We start from the raw sequence: 21,083 nt of genomic DNA on the forward strand, positions 1-21,083 counted from the left end.
TGAATTATTTCTCCTTCAATTTTATTATTGTTTCAACAAATGATTTAAATATTGGGTGAGGCACCCCAACTTTTGATTTTAATTCTGGATGATATTGAACGCCTATAAAGAATGGATGATTTTCTATTTCAACAGCTTCAACAAATTCAGATTTTGAGGATATTATTAATTTGTTTTCTTTGTTTTCTTCGTCTGGATATGCAAATAATTCTTTGAATTTTTCTAAATTAACTTCATATCTATGTCTATGTCTTTCGCTGATATTTTCTTTTTTATAAATTTCATATAATCTGGTATTTTTAAATACTTTTGTATCCTGAGCTCCCAATCTCATTGTCCCGCCTAATTTTAATACTTTTTTCTGTTCTTCCATTATGTCTATTACAGGATATGGGGTTTCAGGATTAAATTCAGAAGAATTTGCGTTTTCTAAATTTCCCACATTTCTTGCAAACTCAATTACAATAATCTGCATTCCAAGACATATTCCGAATAATGGTATTTTGTTTTCTCTTGCAATTTTTACCGCTTTTATCTTTCCTTCTATTCCTCTTTTTCCAAATCCACCCGGTATTATTATACCATCATATTTTAATAATAATTCCTTTGCTTCTTCTTCTGATAATTCTTCGAGTATTTGTGAATCTATAAGTTCAGGTTTTTCTGCTCCGCTTAAGAATATACTTTCTATTATGCTTTTATATGCATCATCTGTACCAAGATACTTACCAACCATGGCTATTTTTATTGGTGCAAATGTTTTTGGATAATTCCAGTTTAATGTGTCTTTTATTTTTAAATTTAATTTCTCTGCTATTATTTTTTGAATTCCCATGTAATATAATTTTTCCGGTACTTCATATACGTTATCTGCATCTGGAAGGTTTATAACATACTTTCTATCTATTCCAGCAAATAATGCTATTTTATCTAAACTCGGTGAATCTATTGTTTTTTCAGTTCTGATTATTAGCATGTTTGGATGAATACCTATTTTTCTTAATAATTGAACTGATTGTTGTGTTGGCTTCGTTTTAAATTCATTGGTAACTCTCAAATATGGTACAAAGGTTACATGAATAAAGAAAAAGTTTTCTATTCCTTCTTCAAGAGATAATTCTCTCACTGATTCAAGGAATATTTCTCCTTCAATATCCCCAACTGTTCCGCCTATCTCTATCATTAACAAATCAGCATCTATGCTTTTTATTCTATTTTTTATTTCTTCAGTTACGTGAGGTACCATTTGTACTGTTGCACCAAGATATTTACCTTCACGCTCTTTTTCTATTATTGATTTAAATATCTGTCCTGCTGTAATGTTATTAAAACGTTTCATATCAATTCCTAAAAATCTTTCATAATGTCCAAGATCAAGATCTGCTTCATATCCATCTTCAGTTACAAAAACTTCTCCGTGCTGATTTGGATTCATTGTTCCAGCATCAACGTTTAAATATGGATCAATTTTTAAGGAATTAACCTTTATTCCAGCATCTTTTAAAATTCTTCCTATGGATGCCGAAACAATTCCTTTACCTATTCCACTAAGAACTCCACCTGTTACTACAATATACTTTTTCGCCATTTTAAACCTCCTTCAAAATTTTATATTAATTTAAATTTTCTTTTACAAAAAAGAACAGGGGAAGCGACTGCTTCCCCTGTGAGGTATTATTCTTCGTCTATATTTAATTTTTCTGCAAGTGAGTTAACAACATCTTCTACAGTTCTTATATTTTCAAGTTCTTCGTCTTCGATAGATACTCCAAGTTCAGATTCAAATGCCATTGTTAAGTCAACAAGTTCTAATGAATCTGTATCTAAGTCGTCTGTAAAAGATGCATCGAGAGTTACGTCTTCTTCATCAACATTAAGTGTTTCAACTATAATTTCTTTTACCTTTTCAAAAAGTTCATCTCTTGTCATTTTTATACCTCCTTGATTGTTTTCACAAGACAGCCATTTTTTTAAGACTAAATCGGTATTATTATATTAATAATTTCAAAACATGTCAAGTAAATTTTTTGTAAATATAATTTTAAAATAATTTTTTTATCTTTTTAATATCTTCATCATCTATAATATCCTGATTTTTTAATTCTGATAATATTTTAAATTTCTCTGTTATATCAAGTTTTGAGATTTTTGAAAAGATATAGCTTAATAATTCATTTTTATTTTCAAATTTAATCTTCTTTATTTCTGAAACTATATCCTCTTTTTTACCTGTTGTTTTTTCATAATTATTATCTTCAATTGTTTTATTTTCAAATGATTCTTTTTTATATGTTTCACTTAATATATATAATGTGTTTGTTTCTTTTATTAAGGACAATAATAAAAACCATTCATAAAGATTAAAGGTTACTATTCTTAATATTACAACGGCATTGGCATCTCTATATTTTAATGGAGCTTTATCAATTAAGTTATGCTGAATCTCAAAGTTCTGCAATATAAACTGATCTCTTATTAATCTGTTAATTATTTTTATATAGGTTAGCCATAATAATAACAGAAATAAAACAAATAAAAATATTTCGCTATCAGGAATATATACATCTATATTTTTTAACTCTTCAATATTATGAACGCTTGCATACAATTTCTCAAACCTATTTGATATTTTTATAAAGATCAGTGTAAATCCAAGATAAGACAGTAGATATGCAATTAGATAAGATATAGAATTGTTTGTTTTTATTCTTTTTATATCTTCATTATCTATATTTGAGTTTTTAAAATATGCTTTTATTCTTTTTACATGTACATCCCTGTTTTTTAAAAGTATATGATATATAAACATTGTTATGGCAAAGCTTAATGGCCATAAGTATGGAATGATATACATTATCATCCCTAAAAAAACTATCATTGGGTTTAAAAGTATCATTGAATCACTCCATAGTATTTTTTTCTTTTAATATTTGAGGAACCCAATACCTTTCAACTTCAAATTGTTCCCCGGTTTTCATATTTTTTATTGAAACTGTTTCTTCATCTCTTTCTTTTTCTCCTATTATTGCTACAAATGTTGCTCCCATCTTATTTGCATGTTTTAATTGATTTCTTAAACTTCTATCTGAAATATTAAGGAAAACCCTCAAGCCTTCTTTTTTTAAGTTTCTTGAAAGTTTCAATGCTTCAATATCTGTATTTTCTCCAGAATATGCAACATATACATCGATTTCTTCTGGATTTTCGACTTCAACTTCTTCGCTTTTTAATGCAAGTATTATTCTTTCAACTCCCAGGGCAAATCCTATTGCTGGAGTTTCTTTTCCTCCTAATTCTTCAACAAGAGAATTGTATCTTCCACCACCAAGTATAGCAGATTGAGCTCCTAATCCATAATGAACAATTTCAAATGCTGTTCTTGAATAATAATCCAATCCTCTAACGATTTTTGGATCTATTTCATAACTAATTCCCATTTCATCAAGGTATTTTACTACACTTTCAAAATGTGATTTACATTCATCGCATAGATAATCTAAAATAGATGGGGCATCTTTTGATATTTCTCTATCTACTTTACAATCTAACAACCTCATTATATTGGTATCGTATCTAGTCTGACAATCCTTACACATATTTTCAAGATGTGGTTTAAAATATTTTTTTAATGCTTCCCTATATTTTGGACGGCATTTTGGACATCCTATACTGTTTATTTTTATTTTATAATTTTTCAACCCAAATGCTTTTAACAATTCATCAGCCAATATTATTGTTTCCGCATCAGAAATTGGTGTGTCTGTACCAAAAATTTCTACCCCTATTTGATGAAATTGTCTTTGACGTCCTGCTTGAGGTTTTTCATATCTAAACATTGGCCCCATATAATATAGTTTTATCGGTGAACCAAGATTTATCATGGAATTTTCTATATATGCTCTTACAACAGAAGCTGTGCCTTCTGGCCTTAATGTAACTGACCTTTTTCCTTTATCTTCAAATGTATACATTTCTTTTTTTACTATATCTGAAGTTTCACCTACACTCCTTGTAAATAATTCTGTTGGCTCTATTATAGGTGTTCTAATTTCTTTAAATCCATACTTTATAAATGTATCCCTTGCAATCTTTTCTATATAATACCAGTACTTTGTTTCATCACCAAATATATCCTGTGTTCCTTTAAACCGCTTATACTTCGCCATAAACTACCCTTTAAAAGGATTCACCTCCTCGAAATTCCTGTATCTTTATTTCTATTATATCTTTAATATCTCTTATCATTTTTATAATTGCAAAATATATTACAAAGAACTCAAGTCTACCTAAATACATACCTATTGTCTCAATCCAGATAACTCCAAGCGGAGAATCTGGAGTTGTTATTCCAATTGATAGTCCAACTGCTGATAATGCTGATGCATATTCAAAAAGAGAATCTTCCATTGAATAGCCGTATCCCAATAATACCATTACACCTATTGTATAAACAATAAAATACATAAATACAACCGCTATAACATCTTTTAATGTGTCATAGGAGATTCTTTTTTTGGATATTCCTTTGTAAACTTCTATATGAAATATGCTTCCTTCAGGTTTAAAGTATGTTTTAATTTGATGTACTATTATCTTCCATATAACAAATACCCTGAATAATTTCAATCCACCTGAAGTTGAATCCATCATACCACCAAGTATCATTAATATTGTCATAATCAATAATCCCATATTATTCCAGTTATTAAAGGTCACAGTTGAAAAACCTGTTCCCGTTAATGCCGAAATAGCCTGAAACGCAGAATGTCTTATACCATTTAAAGGGCCGTATAATTTATCTGTTGTAAAATAGGCTATCATGGGAATTGAAAATAATAAAATAAAAAACATTGTTTTGGGTTCCGGATTCTTTTTAAATAAATCTCCTCTTCTTAATGCTGCATAATGAACACCAAAGCCTGTTCCACCAGCTATCATTAATACCATTATTATTATTTCTGCAACAGGATTATTAAACTCTCCTACACTATCTATTTTTGTCGAAAATCCTCCTGTTGCTAAAGCTGTTAATGTATGATTAAATGCATCAAAGAAACTCATATGAGCTAAAATTGTTAATAATATTATTCCTATTCCAGCCCATGAAAGATAAATTCCAAAAATTATCTTTGCTGAATCTCGCAAATTCGGAACAACGTTATCCGTTCTTCCTTCCGCCTGGTATAAACCGACGCCAAGTGCTCCAGTTGCTATAACCATTATTAACGCAAAGCCAGCACCACCAAAATATTGCATTAAACTTCGCCAGATAAGAAATATTTTGGGAATTTTTGTCACATCTACAAGGGTTAAACCTGTTGTGGTCCATCCGCTCGTAGATTCAAATATTGCATGATGTATATTTAATATTCCAGAAAATACAAATGGCAATGCTGAAAAGAATATTGATAATGTCCACACAAGAAATATTATTACTATTGCATCCTGAATGTTTATTGGTGCGTTTTCTGTTCCCCAGCTAAGCAATATAAAGAATGCACCTGTAAAAACAGTTATTAACCCTGTTTCAAAAAAACTATAAAATGATGGAAGATCTTTATATAAGATTATCGCTAATGTTCCAAATAACATCAAGGCTATCCCAAAGTATATTAGCATAGTGCCTGTGTTTTTAAATATTAATTTATATCTATGTTTTAGATTTGAAAGGTATTTTGGCATTTACTTTCATCCCTTCAAGAGTTTTAATTTTACTTCTGGAACTTTGTGTTTTAATGAGAATATAACAAGCTTATCTCCAGGTAATATTTCTGTATTTCCCTGAGGAACGAATATTTCTTCATTTCTTATTAGCATACTTACAATTGAGTTCTCTGGCAAATGAACATCTTTTAATTTTTTATTGGCTATATAATCCTGCTTTTTTATTCTAACTTCTATTATTGCCAGTTTATCTGCATATGGATTGAAGAAGCTTAAATTTGTTTGATACTCAATTGATGCCTCTATTAATTTTTCAATCCAATTTGTAATACTTACCGTTTCAATATGATTATTTAAAAATAGTTTTTCATTTTCTGGATAATTTACAAGAGATATTACTCTGATATCTTCATATAGGTTTTTTATTACCCACGAAACAACAAAATTAAGCGCATCATCATCAGATAAGGATATTACGCCTCCAACCCTATTTGGCGCCATATCAAGGCTTTCCAGAAAGCTAACTTCTGTTGGATCGTGCAAAATACCTTCAAGATTGGCATAATAGGCTTTTAAAGATAATATTCTATTAACATTTTGAGGTTTTGAGGATATATAATAAACGTTATGTCCCTGATATAAAAGATTTCTAACAATAGAATAGGCTATCGTATTTCCTTCAATTATATAAAAGATTTTGTTTTTCATAATGCAACACCTTCATTTCCTATTAATTCATCAACAGCATGTTCTATAGGACAGAATATATTGAGTCCTGCTTTTTCAAAAAGATTTTTTTTCTGCGGATCATTAACCCTTGCTATTATTTGAAGATTTGCATTTTTTGATTTGTATAATGTATTACATGCATTGGCAAGCATAAAGTTTAAATTATCATCAGGAGTTACTATATATATCAAATCTGCTTTTTCTGCTTTTACCTGTTCTAAAATAACTATATCAGAACTATCTACAACCATTGAAAATCCTGTAAAGTTGTATTTTTTTAATCTTTCCAATGCTTCTGGATCTTTGTCAACAACTATTACATTGTGTTCTTTAGAAAACTTTCTCGCTAATTCGGATCCCAATCTTCCACAGCCTATTATTATTATATATTTCATTTTATTTTTCATTTTCAAAATCCTCCAAAACACTTTCTATAGTATTTTGCAAATCTTTATCCTTAATAACCCCATCTGATAATGCCAATGCTGCTTTATAATGTTTTCTTAAAAGAGTTATGTTTTTCAATTTCTTCCAGTACAAAAAACCCAATAACATATGACTTTCATATCTATTGGGATTATCTCCCATTAATTTACTTATTTTATCTTCAAGGATAAAAAATTCAAGATTGCTGTTTTCTGGAGAAAACTTCATTATTTCTCCTCTTAATTTTCTGTATTTCGATTCAAATGTTTCTCCTTGAAAGATAGATTCTGCCAGCATTATTGAAAATTCCTCAGGTACTATAGGCTTTTCTATCCAATCAACAACCCCTATTTTAAATGCCGATTTAATATAATTAAGATTCATTTTATTACTTACAACATATAATGGCGTTTTAGGTTGATATGCCCTTAATATTTCAAGGGAATTGACAATATTTTCACCGTGTAATTCTATTTCGCTAATTATAAGTGAAAATCTTTCTTTGAAATTTTCTTCTTCATTAATAAATTTGTTTAATTCTTCTGTGGTGTAAATTATCGTATTAATATATTCATCATCGCTTAAGAAGCTATGTATCATTTTTTCATACAACATAACAATTTCTGGCGAGTCGTCAATAATAAGAATTTTATGCATAATATTCCTCCTCTGGAATCATAAAACTATAAAACAAATTCGCTTAAATCCTTGTTATCTGCTAATTCTCCTATTCTCTGCCTTACATATTCTTTGGTTATCTGAATTTCAACTTCTGTTTCAAGTGGAGCTTCAAATGATACTTCTTCAAGCACTTTTTCAACTACTGTATATAGTCTTCTCGCACCAATATTTTCAATTCTTTCGTTTAAATCAAAGGCAATTTTTGCAATTTCTTCAATTCCTTCTTCTGTAAATACAAGGTTCACTCCATCTGTTTCAAGCAATGCTTTGTACTGTTTTGTAATTGCATTTTCCGGTTCTACTAATATTCTTATAAAGTCTTTTTCTGTTAAAGCTTCAAGTTCTACTCTTATTGGAAATCTTCCCTGTATTTCCGGTATTAAATCAGATGGTTTTGCAACATGGAAAGCACCTGCTGCTATAAATAACATATAATCTGTTTTTATTGGGCCATGTTTTGTAATAACTGTAGTACCTTCTACTATAGGCAATAAATCTCTTTGAACGCCTTCTCTTGAAACATCGGGTCCTGATCCACCTGATCTTGCCGCTATTTTATCCATTTCATCAATAAATATTATACCTCTATTTTGAGCTCTATCTATTGCTTCCTGAATCATTTTTTCTTTATCTATTAATTTTTCTGCTTCAAGAGGTAATAATAATTTTCTTGCGTCTCTTATTTTTACTTTTTTTCTTTTGATTTTTTTAGGCATCATATTTGAGAACATTTCGCCAATTTGAATTCCCATATCTTCAAATTCAGGCCCCAATCCAGCAAACATAGGAGCTGGAGCTTCTTCAACCTCTATTTCTATTTCTATATCTTCTAATTCACCATTTCTTAATTTTTGTCTTAATGCTTCCCTTCTTTCAAAATTATCTACTGGTTCTTCTGGATCTTCTCTTCTTGGCTGATTTTGACCAAACATATTAAGTAAGTCCATAAAATTACCTGCATTCATATTTTTCTTCTTTTTTACACCCATAATAGAGTCAAGAATAATTTCTTCAACCATTTTTTCTGCTTTATCCTGAACATTTTCCATCATTTCATTTCTGACCATATTTATTGAAACATCAACAAGTTCCCTTATCATTGATTCAACATTTTTTCCTACATATCCAACTTCTGTAAATCTTGTGGCTTCAACTTTTATAAATGGCGCATTTGCTATTTGAGCTAATCTTCTGGCTATTTCTGTTTTACCAACACCTGTTGGACCTATCATAAGTATATTTTTAGGCATAATTTCTTTTCTCATATTTTCTTCTAATTTTAATCTTCTATATCTGTTTCTTAAAGCAATAGCTACTGATTTTTTCGCTTCATTTTGCCCTATAATATATTTATCTAATTCTTTTACAATTTGTTTTGGGGTTAATTCAACTGCCATTTAATCCACCTCTTTCCTTAAATTAAAATTAATCAAGATAATTATACCATAAATATATTGTATTAATGGTAAAGAAAATATGAAAGTGGATGAAAAAAATGCCCGCAAAACGCGGGCATTAAAATCATTTTTACTTTCCTTGGATTATATTATTGATATTTGAATATGTTGCATAACCATTATTAAAGAAGCTCATAAAGTTGTTTACTATACTCATTACACCTAAAACATTTGTCATTGCATTTTTTGGAACAAAGATGATGTCTCCTGGTTCTAATAATTTATTCATTTCTTCTGGAACGTTTGATCCATTATAAAAATCTTTAAGATTTAATACAATCGGTGGTTGATCTGGACCATCTGTAAATAAATATACATTTGAAAGTTCTGCTGTTTGTTTATTAACCCCAGCTTTAAATAAAGCTTCTATAACATTTAATCCTTTTGTATATGGTATCATTCCAGGTTTTAGAACCTCACCAAAGATATATACTACCTGATTGTGTGTACTTGGAATATATACTACTGTTCCTGGTTCCACTAATATTTTATTTAAATTTTCTACGGAATCTAAATTAATTTCTTTAACTTCTCCAGATTTCAAATACAATTTAATGACTTCTTGACTTCTCCAATCAATAGAAATTTGACCCAATAATTCTGTTAAAGGTATTGAGACCTCTGTTTTTATACTTCTTGGTGATGTATTACCAAGAATAGTTATATAATTTAGATTAACATCTGTTTCAACAGTTACATATGTTCCCATTGGAATTTTTGCCATTGGATTGTTAATTACATCAGAATTTGTATATTCAGCTATTTTTTCATTGTTTTGATATATTGTTATAGTACCAGTTCTTGAAGGTGAGAACCCATCTATAGCACTATATAAATTAATTAGCGTTACATAATCTTGATTCTTAGGGGTTAATGTTTTTATCATACCATTTTTATATACAATTATGTTATCGTTTTGTGTTTTTACCACGTTTATATAAATAGGTTTAACAACAGGAATTATACTTAACTTTTCTTGAGCTTCTGCTCCATTTAATTTGTATACACCATTTTCATCCTTTATCACAATTTCATATTTTTTAGATGGAATAAATCCTGATTTTAACAAGATATCCCATATTGATTCACTGTATTTTGCAACATATGTTCCTGGAACTACACCTTCACCTAATATATATACATTTCTCTTAGAAGTTTCAGCTAATAAGGTCATTCCAGAATCTATAATATCGTTATATACTTTATTTTCTTCAATATAATATGTTTTAGAATAATTATCTCCCAATACTATTATTCTTCCGCTAAAATCGCTTCTAAAACCCCTTGCCCTTGCTATAATAGCTGATAAAGTCATTGGCTCTGAAAGGTTGAAATCCAATTTTCCATTATAATTAAATGCACCAAATAAATATACATAATTCTTTTTTATCTTTATTTTTATAATTGCTCCTGCTTTTAATTCTCCATTTTCAACTTCAAATGTTTTTACGTTATCCTCTAAAATACCAAGTTTTGCTAAGATTGTTTGTTTATCTATTTTTTCGTTTTTTGAAAATCTCATTGTTCTTGCAATATCACCTGTTATATATACAACTTTATCTATTGTTGTTACATCCACAAACATTCCTGGTTTAAAATCTATATTTTTTGTAGCTTCAATAGTTTCTTTTGTTTCAGGGTCAAATATTTTTATTATAGCTGAATCTTTATCTATTCCATATTTACCTATTAATGTATCTAAATCAAATTTTTCATTTTTTCTAAATACTATTTTTCCTCTTCCAGTCATATAAATATATTTTTCCTGAGAAATAAATTCTATGGACATATTATTTTTTAAATTTATATTTGTTGTAGCTTCAAAGGTTTCTTTTGTTTCTGGATCGTATATTTTAACCTTTGTTGTATCTTTATCAATACCTAATTTTCCAATTAATGTATTTAAATCAAATGATTCATTTGGTTCAAATATTATTTTTCCTCTTCCATTTACAAAAACATAATTTTCAATAGGAGTAAATTCTACAAATTGTCCAGGTGCAAATTCATAATTTTCTGTAACTTCTATTGGTTTTCCGGTTTTTTTATCATAAACTTTATATAAAACCTTTTTTGGATCTATTCCTAATTTTGCCATTAATGTTTTCAAATCAAAACTTTCATCTTTTTCAAATAATACTTTTCCACCTTTTTCATCAATTCCAAAAACATATACATATTTATCAAGCTTTTTTATAACAACTGTATCGCCTTTTTCAAGCATTATTTTTTTCGTTTTTAGCTCATCAAATGTTATGTTTAAGATATTATTTCCTCTTAAAATCATTATATTATTATCAAGCATTTGTAAATTTACTTCTGTTACAGATATTGCTTCAGAAATAATATCATTTAAAGTTATTCCATCATAAAATTGCAATGTTTTTATTCCAAAATCTGTATAAACAGTTATATCGTTATTATATTCAAAAGGAACAAGAATTGTAGAATTCTCTGGAATCATTGGATCGTCCTCAAGTAATAAACCTTTGAATAAATTTGTTATATCATATTTTTCTATCTTTCCATCAGGATATTTTACAATAACTTTAGAACTTTTCCATTCTACTGCAAATCCACCAGCTAACGCCAATACCTTTGAAAGACTTAACTGAGGTAAAGGCATTTCAACAATTCCCTGTTCTTTTACATTACCAATTATTTGAACTCTAAATGGAGCGTAATTGGTAATACCCAAAGTTATATTAGGTGATTTTATATAAATGGCCATTTTTTCTTTAATTTCATTTTCGAGCTGTGATATATCTTTACCTTCTGCTTTCATTCTTCCTATTGGTGGAACTGTTATCATGCCATCAGGACCAACAAGTATTTGTTGATTGGAATATTCTGGATATCCAAAAACCCATATTCCAAGAACATCTCCTTTTCTGATAGTATATTCTGAAAATGCAACTATAACCAATAATACAGTCAATAAAAGAACGAGTTTCTTCTTCATAAAAAAACCTCCCGCTATATTTATTTTTTTATTTTAATTATTTGCTCTATAAGATTTAATTCCTGATTGGAAAAACCATTTAATTTTAACAAATTCAATATTTCACTGGCTTTAGAAAATTCCTTTAATTTTAAATATGATCTTAATAATAACATGTTCATTTCCATAAAATACATTTCATTAACCTTTATTTTAATGCATTCTTCATATTTTCCAGATTCAAATAATGCTTTCATTAAATAAAAATTTGTCTCTTCAGAGTTAAAACCATTATTTATAGCTTTTCTAAAAAAATCGGCCGCTTTGGAATATTCATTTTTCATTAAATAACATACACCCAGATTATGTAAGGCTATTATATTATTCGGTTCATCTTTTAACACCATTTCATAATTTTCAATGGCAAAATCCACATTACTTTCTTTTAATGCCATATTGGCTATACTGATATAATAATTGATTTCTTTTTTATTCTGCAATTCCAACACCTTCCGAATAATAATACATAGTATCTGTTATCACTTTATTCCCAATATGTAAAAAGATTCTTACCGGTCTAATACCCGGTGCAATTGGAGGGAATATTTTATAATTTATTTTTTGAATAATCTTTTTTGAGTCTTTTATGTATTTTTCAAATAAACCAAAATCTTCTTTAGGAATAATTGCTCCACCTGTTAATTTTACCAAATTTTGAGTTTGTTCTGTTATATATTGATTTTTTACTATATATAACGATGTATTTGTAAATATAAACGGTATTATACTTGTTATATTAACATATTTATTTATGTCTGAATTTTCTTCATCATTTAAAATTACCACAGAATCATTTTTTATTTTTGGTAACATTTCAAGAAATAGATGTTCTGTATTATCAAAATAATAAAAATTCGGTTTCTCTAAACTTTTATTGTAATTAAACGCATACCTTCCCTCTGAATCGGTAATATAAATCTTTTTACTTATAAATTCTATAAAGTTATTTCCTGGATAAACAGTATTAATTTTTAAGTCTATTTTCATTTTTTCTGTATTAAATGCTATGCTATATATAAATATGTAAAACGGTAATGTTTCACTTTCAAAATCCACCATATCAAGCGAAGCCTGAAATTTGGTATAGTCAAATTTGGTTATTACACCATTTTTATATTTTAATAGATATGGAAATTTATAGAATTCTTTTAATTTTCCATCTTCAAATAAATATGTCTTATCATTCATAAAAGATATCAAAGTTATATTAAACGGCAAAGAGGCTATACTATATGGAAGGTGCTTGTTTTTTAAAATATATTGTTTTACAATCTTTTTTTCAAAAATAGAAAAATATAGCAATTTTTTGTTTTTTATATCTAAAAGCTTAATCTCACCATCAAATAATGAACCTGAAGTAATAAATTCATCATGAGACATTTTGAACTCTTCAATAACTTTTCCAGTATAATCTAACTCTAAAACACTATTTTTCTCATTTGAAAATACCCAGAACCTTCCCACTTTATCAATTCCAAACAATAATAGATTCTTTAAGGAACTAATTTTTGTAAACACATATTTATTCGATTTGGAAAAATTCTTCATTAAATATAATCCTGTATTTCCTGAAATATAAAAATAATCTGTTCTATCATCATAATATATATTTATCGCTTCAAAATCATCGGAAATTATTTCATTTAATTTTATCCAGCCTTCAACTGTATTATTAGCATTTGTATAATATATCAATTTATTTTGAACATCAAGAAGATATATATACTCATTTATTATTTCAAAATCGTTTATAATATAAAACTTTTCGTTCGAATTAATTATATTTTTTACCTTAAATAATTCTTTTACTTTTAATTCAGGATGCTCTGCTACGCCAAATGTTTTAAGAGACGATATAAATTTGTTAAGCGATATTGTTTCGCTATTGGAAGGAGCAAAAAACAAAATATTGTTTAAATCTTCCTGTGCTTTATCAATCTGTCCAAGCAATAAATCTAATTTTGCTGCGTAATACCAGAAATATGGAACATCATTTAAATAAATTTCATTGGTCATTGCTTCAGATAACTTTAATCTTGCTTCATATCTATTACCAGAAAAAAAAGCCTGGAGGCTCTCGGAAAATAATTTTCGAGCCATTTTTTCGCTTTCTGTTAAATTTTGAGAATATGCAAAAATAGTTAGTACAATAAGAAATATCAGAATAATAAACTTATTTTTCATTATCTTACCGATTTCTTAATTATCTCTATGATATCTGTTTTTCTTTCATTTCCATTAATTAATCTCTGAATATTAGCTTTATGCATATATACACTTAACCCTGCAAGGGTAAGATTTAATATTCCCAATTCTTTTGAAAAAAGGAAACTAACAAATCCAAGTATTGTTAATGTAACTATAGAGGCCAGCGATACATATTTTGTAATTAACGTTATAGGAAGCCATATCATAAAAAACAACCATCCAATTGTAGGATTTAATGCAAAATACGTACCAACAGTGGAAGCCACTCCTTTACCACCTTTAAATCTTAACCATATCGGAAACAAATGCCCTAATACAGCAGCTAATGCCACTAAATAAGCTATACTTCCAGAAAATTTAAAGGCTAAAAATGTTGGACAAAATGCCTTAGCTGCATCAAGAACCATGCTTAATATTCCAGGCAAAGCCCCTGCACTTCTTAAAACATTTGTTCCTCCAACATTTCCACTTCCAACTTTGGTGATATCTATACCTTTTATTTTTGCCATAATATAACTAAAAGGTATAGAACCACATAAATATCCAAAAATTATCCATAATATCAAAGACAATTTAATCACCTCATTATTTCTTACGGTTTTTAAATTTTATAAATACAGGGGATCCAATAAATGGATCTATATATCTACGTATCATATTTTGAATAGCTCTTTGATATGATTTTGGTATTTCATGAGGCATATTGCTGAAAAATGTAAATACCGGTGGTTTTACATCAACCTGAGTTCCATAATATATCTTTATTCTTTTTCCTTTTCTAACTGGTGGTGGAGAAACCATCATAAATCTTTCCAATGCCGCATTTAAAGCGCTTGTTGGTATTCTTCTTGTATATGATTCATATGCGGTGTTAATTGCATCCATAAGTTTTTCTATTCCCCAATGTTTTACTGTAGAAGTGAATACAACAGGACTATAATTTACAAAATATAATTCTTTTTCAAACATTTTTAAATATTCTTCCACTCTTTTATCGTGATACTTTACTAAATCCCATTTATTAAATGCTATAACTGTAGCCTTACCTCTATTTTCAGCAGTTCCTATTACTTTTTTATCCTGTTGAGTAATTCCCTCTGTTGCATCAATTAAAAGAACCACCACATCTGAGTTTTCAATTGCACGTATAGTCCTAACAGTACTATACATTTCCACACTGCCGTATTTGGTTTTTGATTTTCTCTTTAATCCTGCTGTGTCAACAAAAAGATATTTCTGTCCATTTATTTCCACTAATTCATCTATTGTATCCCTTGTTGTCCCCGGAACATTTGAAACTATTGCTCTTTCAATACCTGTAATTGCATTAAATAATGAGGATTTACCGGCATTTGCTCTCCCAATTAGAGCAACCTTTATAATATCTTCATCATTTTCTTCTAACTCTTCCATATGCTCTGGAATTTTTTCAAATAATTTTTCTATTAATTCATCCAGATTTTTATTATGTTCAGCAGATATTGGAATTGGCTCTCCAAATCCTAATTTATAAATTTCTGGCAATACGTTTAATTCAAACTTTTCATATGATTCAACCTTATTTGCAACAAGAATTACTTTATCCTTTATTTTTCTAAGTGTGTTTGCAAGATAATAGTCTTCTGCGGTTAATCCATTTCTTCCATCAATTACAAATATTATTGAATCCGCTTCTTCAAGCGAATTCATAACTTTTTCTTTTGCAATAGCTTCTAATTCATTGGTAGGCTCTTCAAAAATACCACATGTATCAACTAAGGTGAAGGCACGCCCATCGTAGCGTGCCTCACTAAATATTTGATCTCTTGTTACACCTGGCATATCCATTACTATTGCTTTTTTTTCTTTTATCAACCTGTTAAATAAAGTTGATTTGCCTACATTTGGTTTCCCAATGATTAGTACAACTGGTTTCATTTATTTAATCACCTCTTATTCTTCTAATAAGCTAACAACCATACTTCCTTTTTGATCTTCAGCTTCAAATTCTATTTTAATTATTTTACCATTTACTGTACTTCCAATTTCCAATACATCTTTTATATCCTGATTTTCTTCAAGATTTATCTTTGATTTTGGAATAAATGCTTCTACTTCATATTCATCAACGATAATTACAGCACCTTTTCCAACATATTTTACCACTTTACCTGAAATTTCATCACCATTTTTTAATTCATTTGATACCTTTTTCCATGGATTTTCTTTTGCCTGTTTTACACTTAATTTTATTTTCCTATTTTCTTTATCTACATGTAAAACCTTTACTTTTACTTTATCTCCTTCTTTAAATAAATCTTCAACATTATCTACAAAATTCCAGGATAATTCTGAAACATGGGAAAATCCTGTTAATTCATTATCGAGTTTTATTATCAAACCATTTGGTAATATTTTTTCTACCACTCCATCTACAATATCGCCTTCATGCAATTTTTCATCAATATCTTTCCATGGATCTCCTAAAACCTGTTTATAGCTTAATGTGATTTTCTTTTTGTCTTTATCAATTGAGAGAACTTTTACTTTCACTTTATCTCCAACTGATACAACATCCTCAATTTTCCTTTTACCTGACCAGAAAATTTCTGATTCATGTACCAATCCTTCAATACCTTCACCTAATTTTACAGCAAATCCAAATGGAAATATTTCTATAACTTCCCCTTCTACAATTGAATCAACTGGATAATCTTTTTCTACTGTTTCCCATGGATCGTCTTTTAATCTTTTTACTGATACAGAAATTTTTCTATTTTCTTTATCAAGTTTTATAATTATACCTTTTACTTTGTCTCCTATTTTATACATTTCATTTATATCAACTTTTTTATCCCAGGAAATTTCGCTTTTTGGAACCAATGCTGTAATGTATGGATTTAAACTTATAAATAATCCAAATTCTTTTATTCCCGTAACTACACCTTCAACAAGTGTATTTAAATTATGTGTATTGAAAAATTCCTCGATATATTTATCTACCAATCCTTTTCTTGAAACTACAATATTTAATCTTCTTCTTCTCTCTTCTCTTTTAATTACAAGAAAATCCATTTCTTCTCTTGGAAATGGTTCATTTGGATTTAACATTGCAAGAGAGCCTGGCAAAAATGCTCTTACAACATTTTCAAGTTCTACTATATATCCTTTTTCAACTCTTTCTTTGATTTTTCCCTTTACTACTTTACCTTCTACAATTTCATCAATTATTTCGTCTTTCTTTGCAGCTTTTTCAGAACCAAAAGCCTGTCCTTCTGCATCATTAATTTTTAAAAGCTTTACCTTTATTTTTTCACCTTTTTTATATTCATCAATATTTTTTAATAAATAATCCTTTCCCACATAAACATCAAATGCTTTCCCTGGCGCAGAAACGTATACTCCATCAGAACTAATGGAAATAATCTCACCAGTTAATGTTTCCCCCTTTTTTATATGAAATTCACTTACTTCATCAAGCATCTTCTCAAACTCGTTTTTGTCTTCAACCATCAAAACCCCTCCTTAGATATTCAATGACTTCTTCTAATGATTTATTTGGTGTGGAAGTCCCTGTAAGAATTCCCACCCTATTATATTGTTTTGTAATCTGCATTTCTTTTAACTCATTAACCGAATCAATATGAACCGTATTTTCATTATATTTTTTTGAAATTTCATATAACTTTCGCGTATTGGAACTATGCTTTCCGCCTATTATTATAACAAATTCTGCCCAAATTGCAATATCTTTTGCTTCATTTTCTCTGATTTTCGTTTCATAACAAATTGTATCTTTAATTAAAATCTCATTATAATCGCATAATTTTACCATTTCTGAGGAAAAATTTTTGAAATTATTATAATCCATGGTTGTTTGAGTAATTATACATATTTTATCGCTTTTAACATATGTAGGTTCTCTTAAAATAATAACTTTTTCTTCATCTATGTTTCCTTTTAATCCTATCATTTCAGCATGTTCTTTTTTGCCATATGCAACTATAAAATATCCTTTTTTCTGCATTTCATATGCATATTTAAAAACATTTTCAACAATAGGGCAGGTTAAATCAACTATTTTTTTAAAATTCTTTTCTAAATATTCTTTATCTTTTTTGGGAACACCATGAGCCCTGATAATACAAATTGCTTCTCCGGAATCTTCCGGTAAAACATCCAAAGATTCAAAAGATAAAATTCCCCTATTTAACAAATCTTTTTTTACTTCATTATTATGAACAAGATCTCCATATAAATATACCTTTTCACCACTTTTTGAAAGCTCTACTGCTTTTTCGTATGCTCTTTGAACACCATAACAAAAACCTATTTTTGAGGCTAATTTTATTTCCACAAAATTCACTCCTGATTTATTTTTTTATTTATTATTTTACTAATTTCATCAACTACGGTTTTAATATCTTTCCCAGTAGTATCAACGGTTATTGCATCTTCAGCAGGTTTTAATGGAGCTATATCTCTTGTGGAATCAGCAATATCTCTTTTTTCTATTTCTTTATAAATTTCCTCATAATTTACATTTTTCCCTTTTTCAAGTAATTCTTTATATCTTCTTCTGGCTCTTTCTTCAATTGATGCTGTAAGAAAGATTTTCACGTCAGCATCAGGTAATACCACTGTTCCAATATCTCTTCCATCAATAACAACATTATGTATTTTCGAAAGTGATTTTAATATTTCATTAACCTTATTTCTTACTTTTTCATTTTTAGCTACTATAGAAGCTGCTTTTCCAATTTCAGGCGTTCGAATCTGCATTCCAAGCTTTTCGTCACCAAGATAATATTCACCATCAATTATTTTTATATCAAAGTCTTTCAATGCTTTTATTATATCATCTTCATTAAATAAATCAAAATTCATTTTTTTTACGAAATACCCAAAAGCTCTATATAATGCACCGCTATCAAGATAATATAAATTAAATATCTTTGCTATTTCCTTTGCTATAGTACTTTTTCCTGAACCCGCTGGTCCATCAATTGCCACTTTGAATGTTTTGCTCATTCCATGTCACCTCATAAATCTAATTTTATCTTTAATTCGTTTAATTGTTTTTCAGAAACTTCCGATGGAGCTTCTGTCATAGGATCTGAACCACTTGCTGTTTTCGGGAAGGCTATAACCTCTTTTATTGAATCCTCTCCTGCCATTACAGCAATTAATCTATCAAATCCTATTGCGGCTCCTCCATGTGGTGGAGGACCATATTTAAATGCTTCAATCAAGAATCCGAATTTTTCATTTATTTCTTCATCACTTAAACCTATCATTTCAAAGATTTTATTCTGAAGATCTTTTCTGTGAATTCTTATACTACCACTTGCCATTTCATACCCATTTATAACAAGATCATAACATTGAGCTCTTATTTTCAATGGATCTGAATCTGCATATTTTTCAAAATCATCAAGTTTTGGCATTGTGAAAGGATGATGCTCCGCAACAAGTCTGTTTTCTTCTTCATCCCATGCAAACATTGGAAAGTCTACAACCCATAATACATCAAATCCATCTTTCTTTTCCATCTCTTCTTTTATTAATTTAACCCTTATATGACCTAAAATCTTATTCACTTCTTCATTTTCTCCAACAATTAAGAAAGCTATATCGTTATCTTTTATAAGACCTTTATCAAATATATTTTTGATTTCATTTTCAGCTATTTTCTTAATTGAAGATTTTACTTCTCCTTTTTCATTTTTTATCCAGATAAGTCCACCTGCACCAACTGATTTTGCAAATTCTGTATATTCATCTATTCTTTTTCTTGAGAATTTATCTGCTTTTTCAGATAAAACTATTCCTTTGATTTTTCCACCATTTTCTATCACTTTTCTTATGAAATCTGCTTTTGTTTCTTTAAAGTCTTCGCTAAAATCATTAATTTCAAGGCCATATCTTGTGTCTGGTTTATCACTACCATATTTATTCATCACTTCATCGTATGTAAATCTTCTTAAAGGTGTTTCAAGATCATAATCTAATAATTCTTTAAATAATTTTTTTAATAACCCTTCTGTAAGTGTTAAAATATCATCCATTTCAACAAATGACATTTCAAAGTCTATTTGTGAAAATTCAGGCTGTCTATCTGCTCTAAAGTCTTCATCTCTAAAACATCGTGCAATCTGGAAGTATCTATCAAATCCAGAAACCATTAACAATTGTTTAAACAATTGTGGTGACTGAGGTAATGCATAGAAATTACCTGGTTTTAATCTTGATGGCACTAAAAAGTCTCTTGCACCTTCAGGGGTACTTTTAGTTAAATATGGTGTTTCTATTTCCAAAAAGTCATTTTCAGAAAGGTATTGCCTTACAATTTGTAAAGCCTTATGCCTCATTACAAGATTTTTTTTCATTCTATCCTTTCTTAAATCAAGATATCTATATTTTAATCTTAGATTTTCTGAAATTTCCTCATCTTTATTTACATAAATAGGCGGAGTTTCTGATTCTGATAATACTTCCATATCATTTACGTCAATTTCAATTTCACCAGTTGGCATATTTTTATTAATCGCATCGTCAGGTCTTTTTCTTACAACACCTTTTATAGCTATTACATATTCATTTCCTATTGTTTTTGCAATTTCATAAATTTCTTTATTTTCAGGATCTATAACAAATTGAACCTTTCCAGAAATATCTCTCAACAATCCAAATTTAATTCCTCCAAGATCCCTTATTCTTTCAACCCAACCATTCAGGATAACTTCCTGACCTATATTTGATGAATTTAAATTCCCACACTTATGTGTTCTTTTTAATTTCATTTAAACACCTCCAGATAGATTTTTATATAATAAATTTAGGATTTTTCTTATATTTACAGGGAAAATAACAGTGAAGAAATTTTTCTTTATAAGTATATCATAAAAATATGTCTAAAAATACCAATTTATTTTACC

Annotated in this window: 18 protein-coding genes; all 18 read right to left on the reverse strand. The window is 28.6% G+C overall.

From position 1 onward, the window contains the following. Window positions 1–4: 4 nt before the first annotated feature. Window positions 5–1,588 carry a CTP synthase gene (locus tag LN42_RS03610; protein ID WP_014296161.1) on the reverse strand — a complete coding sequence of 528 codons (1,584 nt, stop codon included), beginning with the start codon at window positions 1,586–1,588 and terminating at the stop codon, window positions 5–7. Window positions 1,589–1,674: 86 nt separating this feature from the next. After that, window positions 1,675–1,929 carry an acyl carrier protein gene (gene acpP / locus LN42_RS03615; RefSeq protein WP_014296162.1) on the reverse strand — a complete coding sequence of 85 codons (255 nt, stop codon included), beginning with the start codon at window positions 1,927–1,929 and terminating at the stop codon, window positions 1,675–1,677. Between the two features lie 112 nt (window positions 1,930–2,041). Continuing rightward, entirely contained in the window at window positions 2,042–2,896 is an 855-nt protein-coding gene (locus LN42_RS03620; RefSeq protein ID WP_014296163.1) for a hypothetical protein, read from the reverse strand. A gap of 4 nt (window positions 2,897–2,900) precedes the next feature. Further along, window positions 2,901–4,166: a histidine--tRNA ligase gene (hisS, locus tag LN42_RS03625; protein WP_014296164.1), complete on the reverse strand. Its 1,266-nt coding sequence runs from the start codon at window positions 4,164–4,166 to the stop codon at window positions 2,901–2,903. A 10-nt stretch (window positions 4,167–4,176) separates the two neighbouring features. Next, window positions 4,177–5,682, reverse strand: coding sequence for a TrkH family potassium uptake protein (locus tag LN42_RS03630; RefSeq protein WP_014296165.1), 1,506 nt, complete (start codon window positions 5,680–5,682; stop codon window positions 4,177–4,179). A 6-nt stretch (window positions 5,683–5,688) separates the two neighbouring features. Continuing rightward, a complete protein-coding gene (locus LN42_RS03635; protein ID WP_014296166.1) occupies window positions 5,689–6,372 on the reverse strand; it encodes a TrkA family potassium uptake protein in 684 nt (227 codons plus the stop codon). Next, on the reverse strand, window positions 6,369–6,800 hold the full coding sequence (locus tag LN42_RS03640; protein ID WP_014296167.1) for an NAD(P)-binding protein: 432 nt from the start codon (window positions 6,798–6,800) through the stop codon (window positions 6,369–6,371). The genes LN42_RS03635 and LN42_RS03640 overlap by 4 nt, the downstream gene beginning before the upstream one ends. Then, complete coding sequence (locus LN42_RS03645) at window positions 6,790–7,476, reverse strand: response regulator (RefSeq protein WP_014296168.1); 687 nt, start codon at window positions 7,474–7,476, stop codon at window positions 6,790–6,792. The genes LN42_RS03640 and LN42_RS03645 overlap by 11 nt, the downstream gene beginning before the upstream one ends. 26 nt (window positions 7,477–7,502) lie before the next feature. Further along, window positions 7,503–8,897 carry an ATP-dependent protease ATPase subunit HslU gene (hslU, locus tag LN42_RS03650; RefSeq protein WP_075780377.1) on the reverse strand — a complete coding sequence of 465 codons (1,395 nt, stop codon included), beginning with the start codon at window positions 8,895–8,897 and terminating at the stop codon, window positions 7,503–7,505. 130 nt (window positions 8,898–9,027) lie between these two features. After that, window positions 9,028–11,919 carry a polysaccharide biosynthesis/export family protein gene (locus LN42_RS03655; protein WP_075780378.1) on the reverse strand — a complete coding sequence of 964 codons (2,892 nt, stop codon included), beginning with the start codon at window positions 11,917–11,919 and terminating at the stop codon, window positions 9,028–9,030. 20 nt (window positions 11,920–11,939) lie between these two features. After that, window positions 11,940–12,398: a lipopolysaccharide assembly protein LapB gene (locus LN42_RS03660; RefSeq protein WP_041638471.1), complete on the reverse strand. Its 459-nt coding sequence runs from the start codon at window positions 12,396–12,398 to the stop codon at window positions 11,940–11,942. Continuing rightward, window positions 12,388–14,058: a hypothetical protein gene (locus LN42_RS03665; RefSeq protein ID WP_198029634.1), complete on the reverse strand. Its 1,671-nt coding sequence runs from the start codon at window positions 14,056–14,058 to the stop codon at window positions 12,388–12,390. Before LN42_RS03665 ends, LN42_RS03660 begins: the two co-directional genes overlap by 11 nt. Window positions 14,059–14,141: 83 nt before the next feature. Next, the gene (gene plsY, locus LN42_RS03670) at window positions 14,142–14,738 is read right to left on the reverse strand and encodes a glycerol-3-phosphate 1-O-acyltransferase PlsY (protein WP_014296173.1); all 597 of its coding nucleotides are present in this window, start codon (window positions 14,736–14,738) and stop codon (window positions 14,142–14,144) included. Window positions 14,739–14,751: 13 nt separating this feature from the next. After that, a complete protein-coding gene (gene der / locus LN42_RS03675; RefSeq protein WP_014296174.1) occupies window positions 14,752–16,083 on the reverse strand; it encodes a ribosome biogenesis GTPase Der in 1,332 nt (443 codons plus the stop codon). A gap of 15 nt (window positions 16,084–16,098) precedes the next feature. Continuing rightward, window positions 16,099–17,658 carry a S1 RNA-binding domain-containing protein gene (locus LN42_RS03680; protein WP_014296175.1) on the reverse strand — a complete coding sequence of 520 codons (1,560 nt, stop codon included), beginning with the start codon at window positions 17,656–17,658 and terminating at the stop codon, window positions 16,099–16,101. Beyond that, window positions 17,651–18,502 carry a 4-hydroxy-3-methylbut-2-enyl diphosphate reductase gene (gene ispH, locus LN42_RS03685; protein ID WP_014296176.1) on the reverse strand — a complete coding sequence of 284 codons (852 nt, stop codon included), beginning with the start codon at window positions 18,500–18,502 and terminating at the stop codon, window positions 17,651–17,653. The genes LN42_RS03680 and ispH overlap by 8 nt, the downstream gene beginning before the upstream one ends. A 5-nt stretch (window positions 18,503–18,507) precedes the next feature. Next, window positions 18,508–19,176 (reverse strand): (d)CMP kinase, encoded by a 669-nt coding sequence (gene cmk, locus LN42_RS03690; RefSeq protein ID WP_014296177.1) that lies wholly within the window; start codon window positions 19,174–19,176, stop codon window positions 18,508–18,510. An 11-nt stretch (window positions 19,177–19,187) separates the two neighbouring features. After that, a complete protein-coding gene (gene aspS / locus LN42_RS03695) occupies window positions 19,188–20,948 on the reverse strand; it encodes an aspartate--tRNA ligase (protein ID WP_014296178.1) in 1,761 nt (586 codons plus the stop codon). Window positions 20,949–21,083 lie beyond the last annotated feature (135 nt).

It is taken from the genome of Marinitoga sp. 1137, assembly GCF_001941525.1.
In the GTDB taxonomy this organism is placed as follows: domain Bacteria; phylum Thermotogota; class Thermotogae; order Petrotogales; family Petrotogaceae; genus Marinitoga; species Marinitoga piezophila.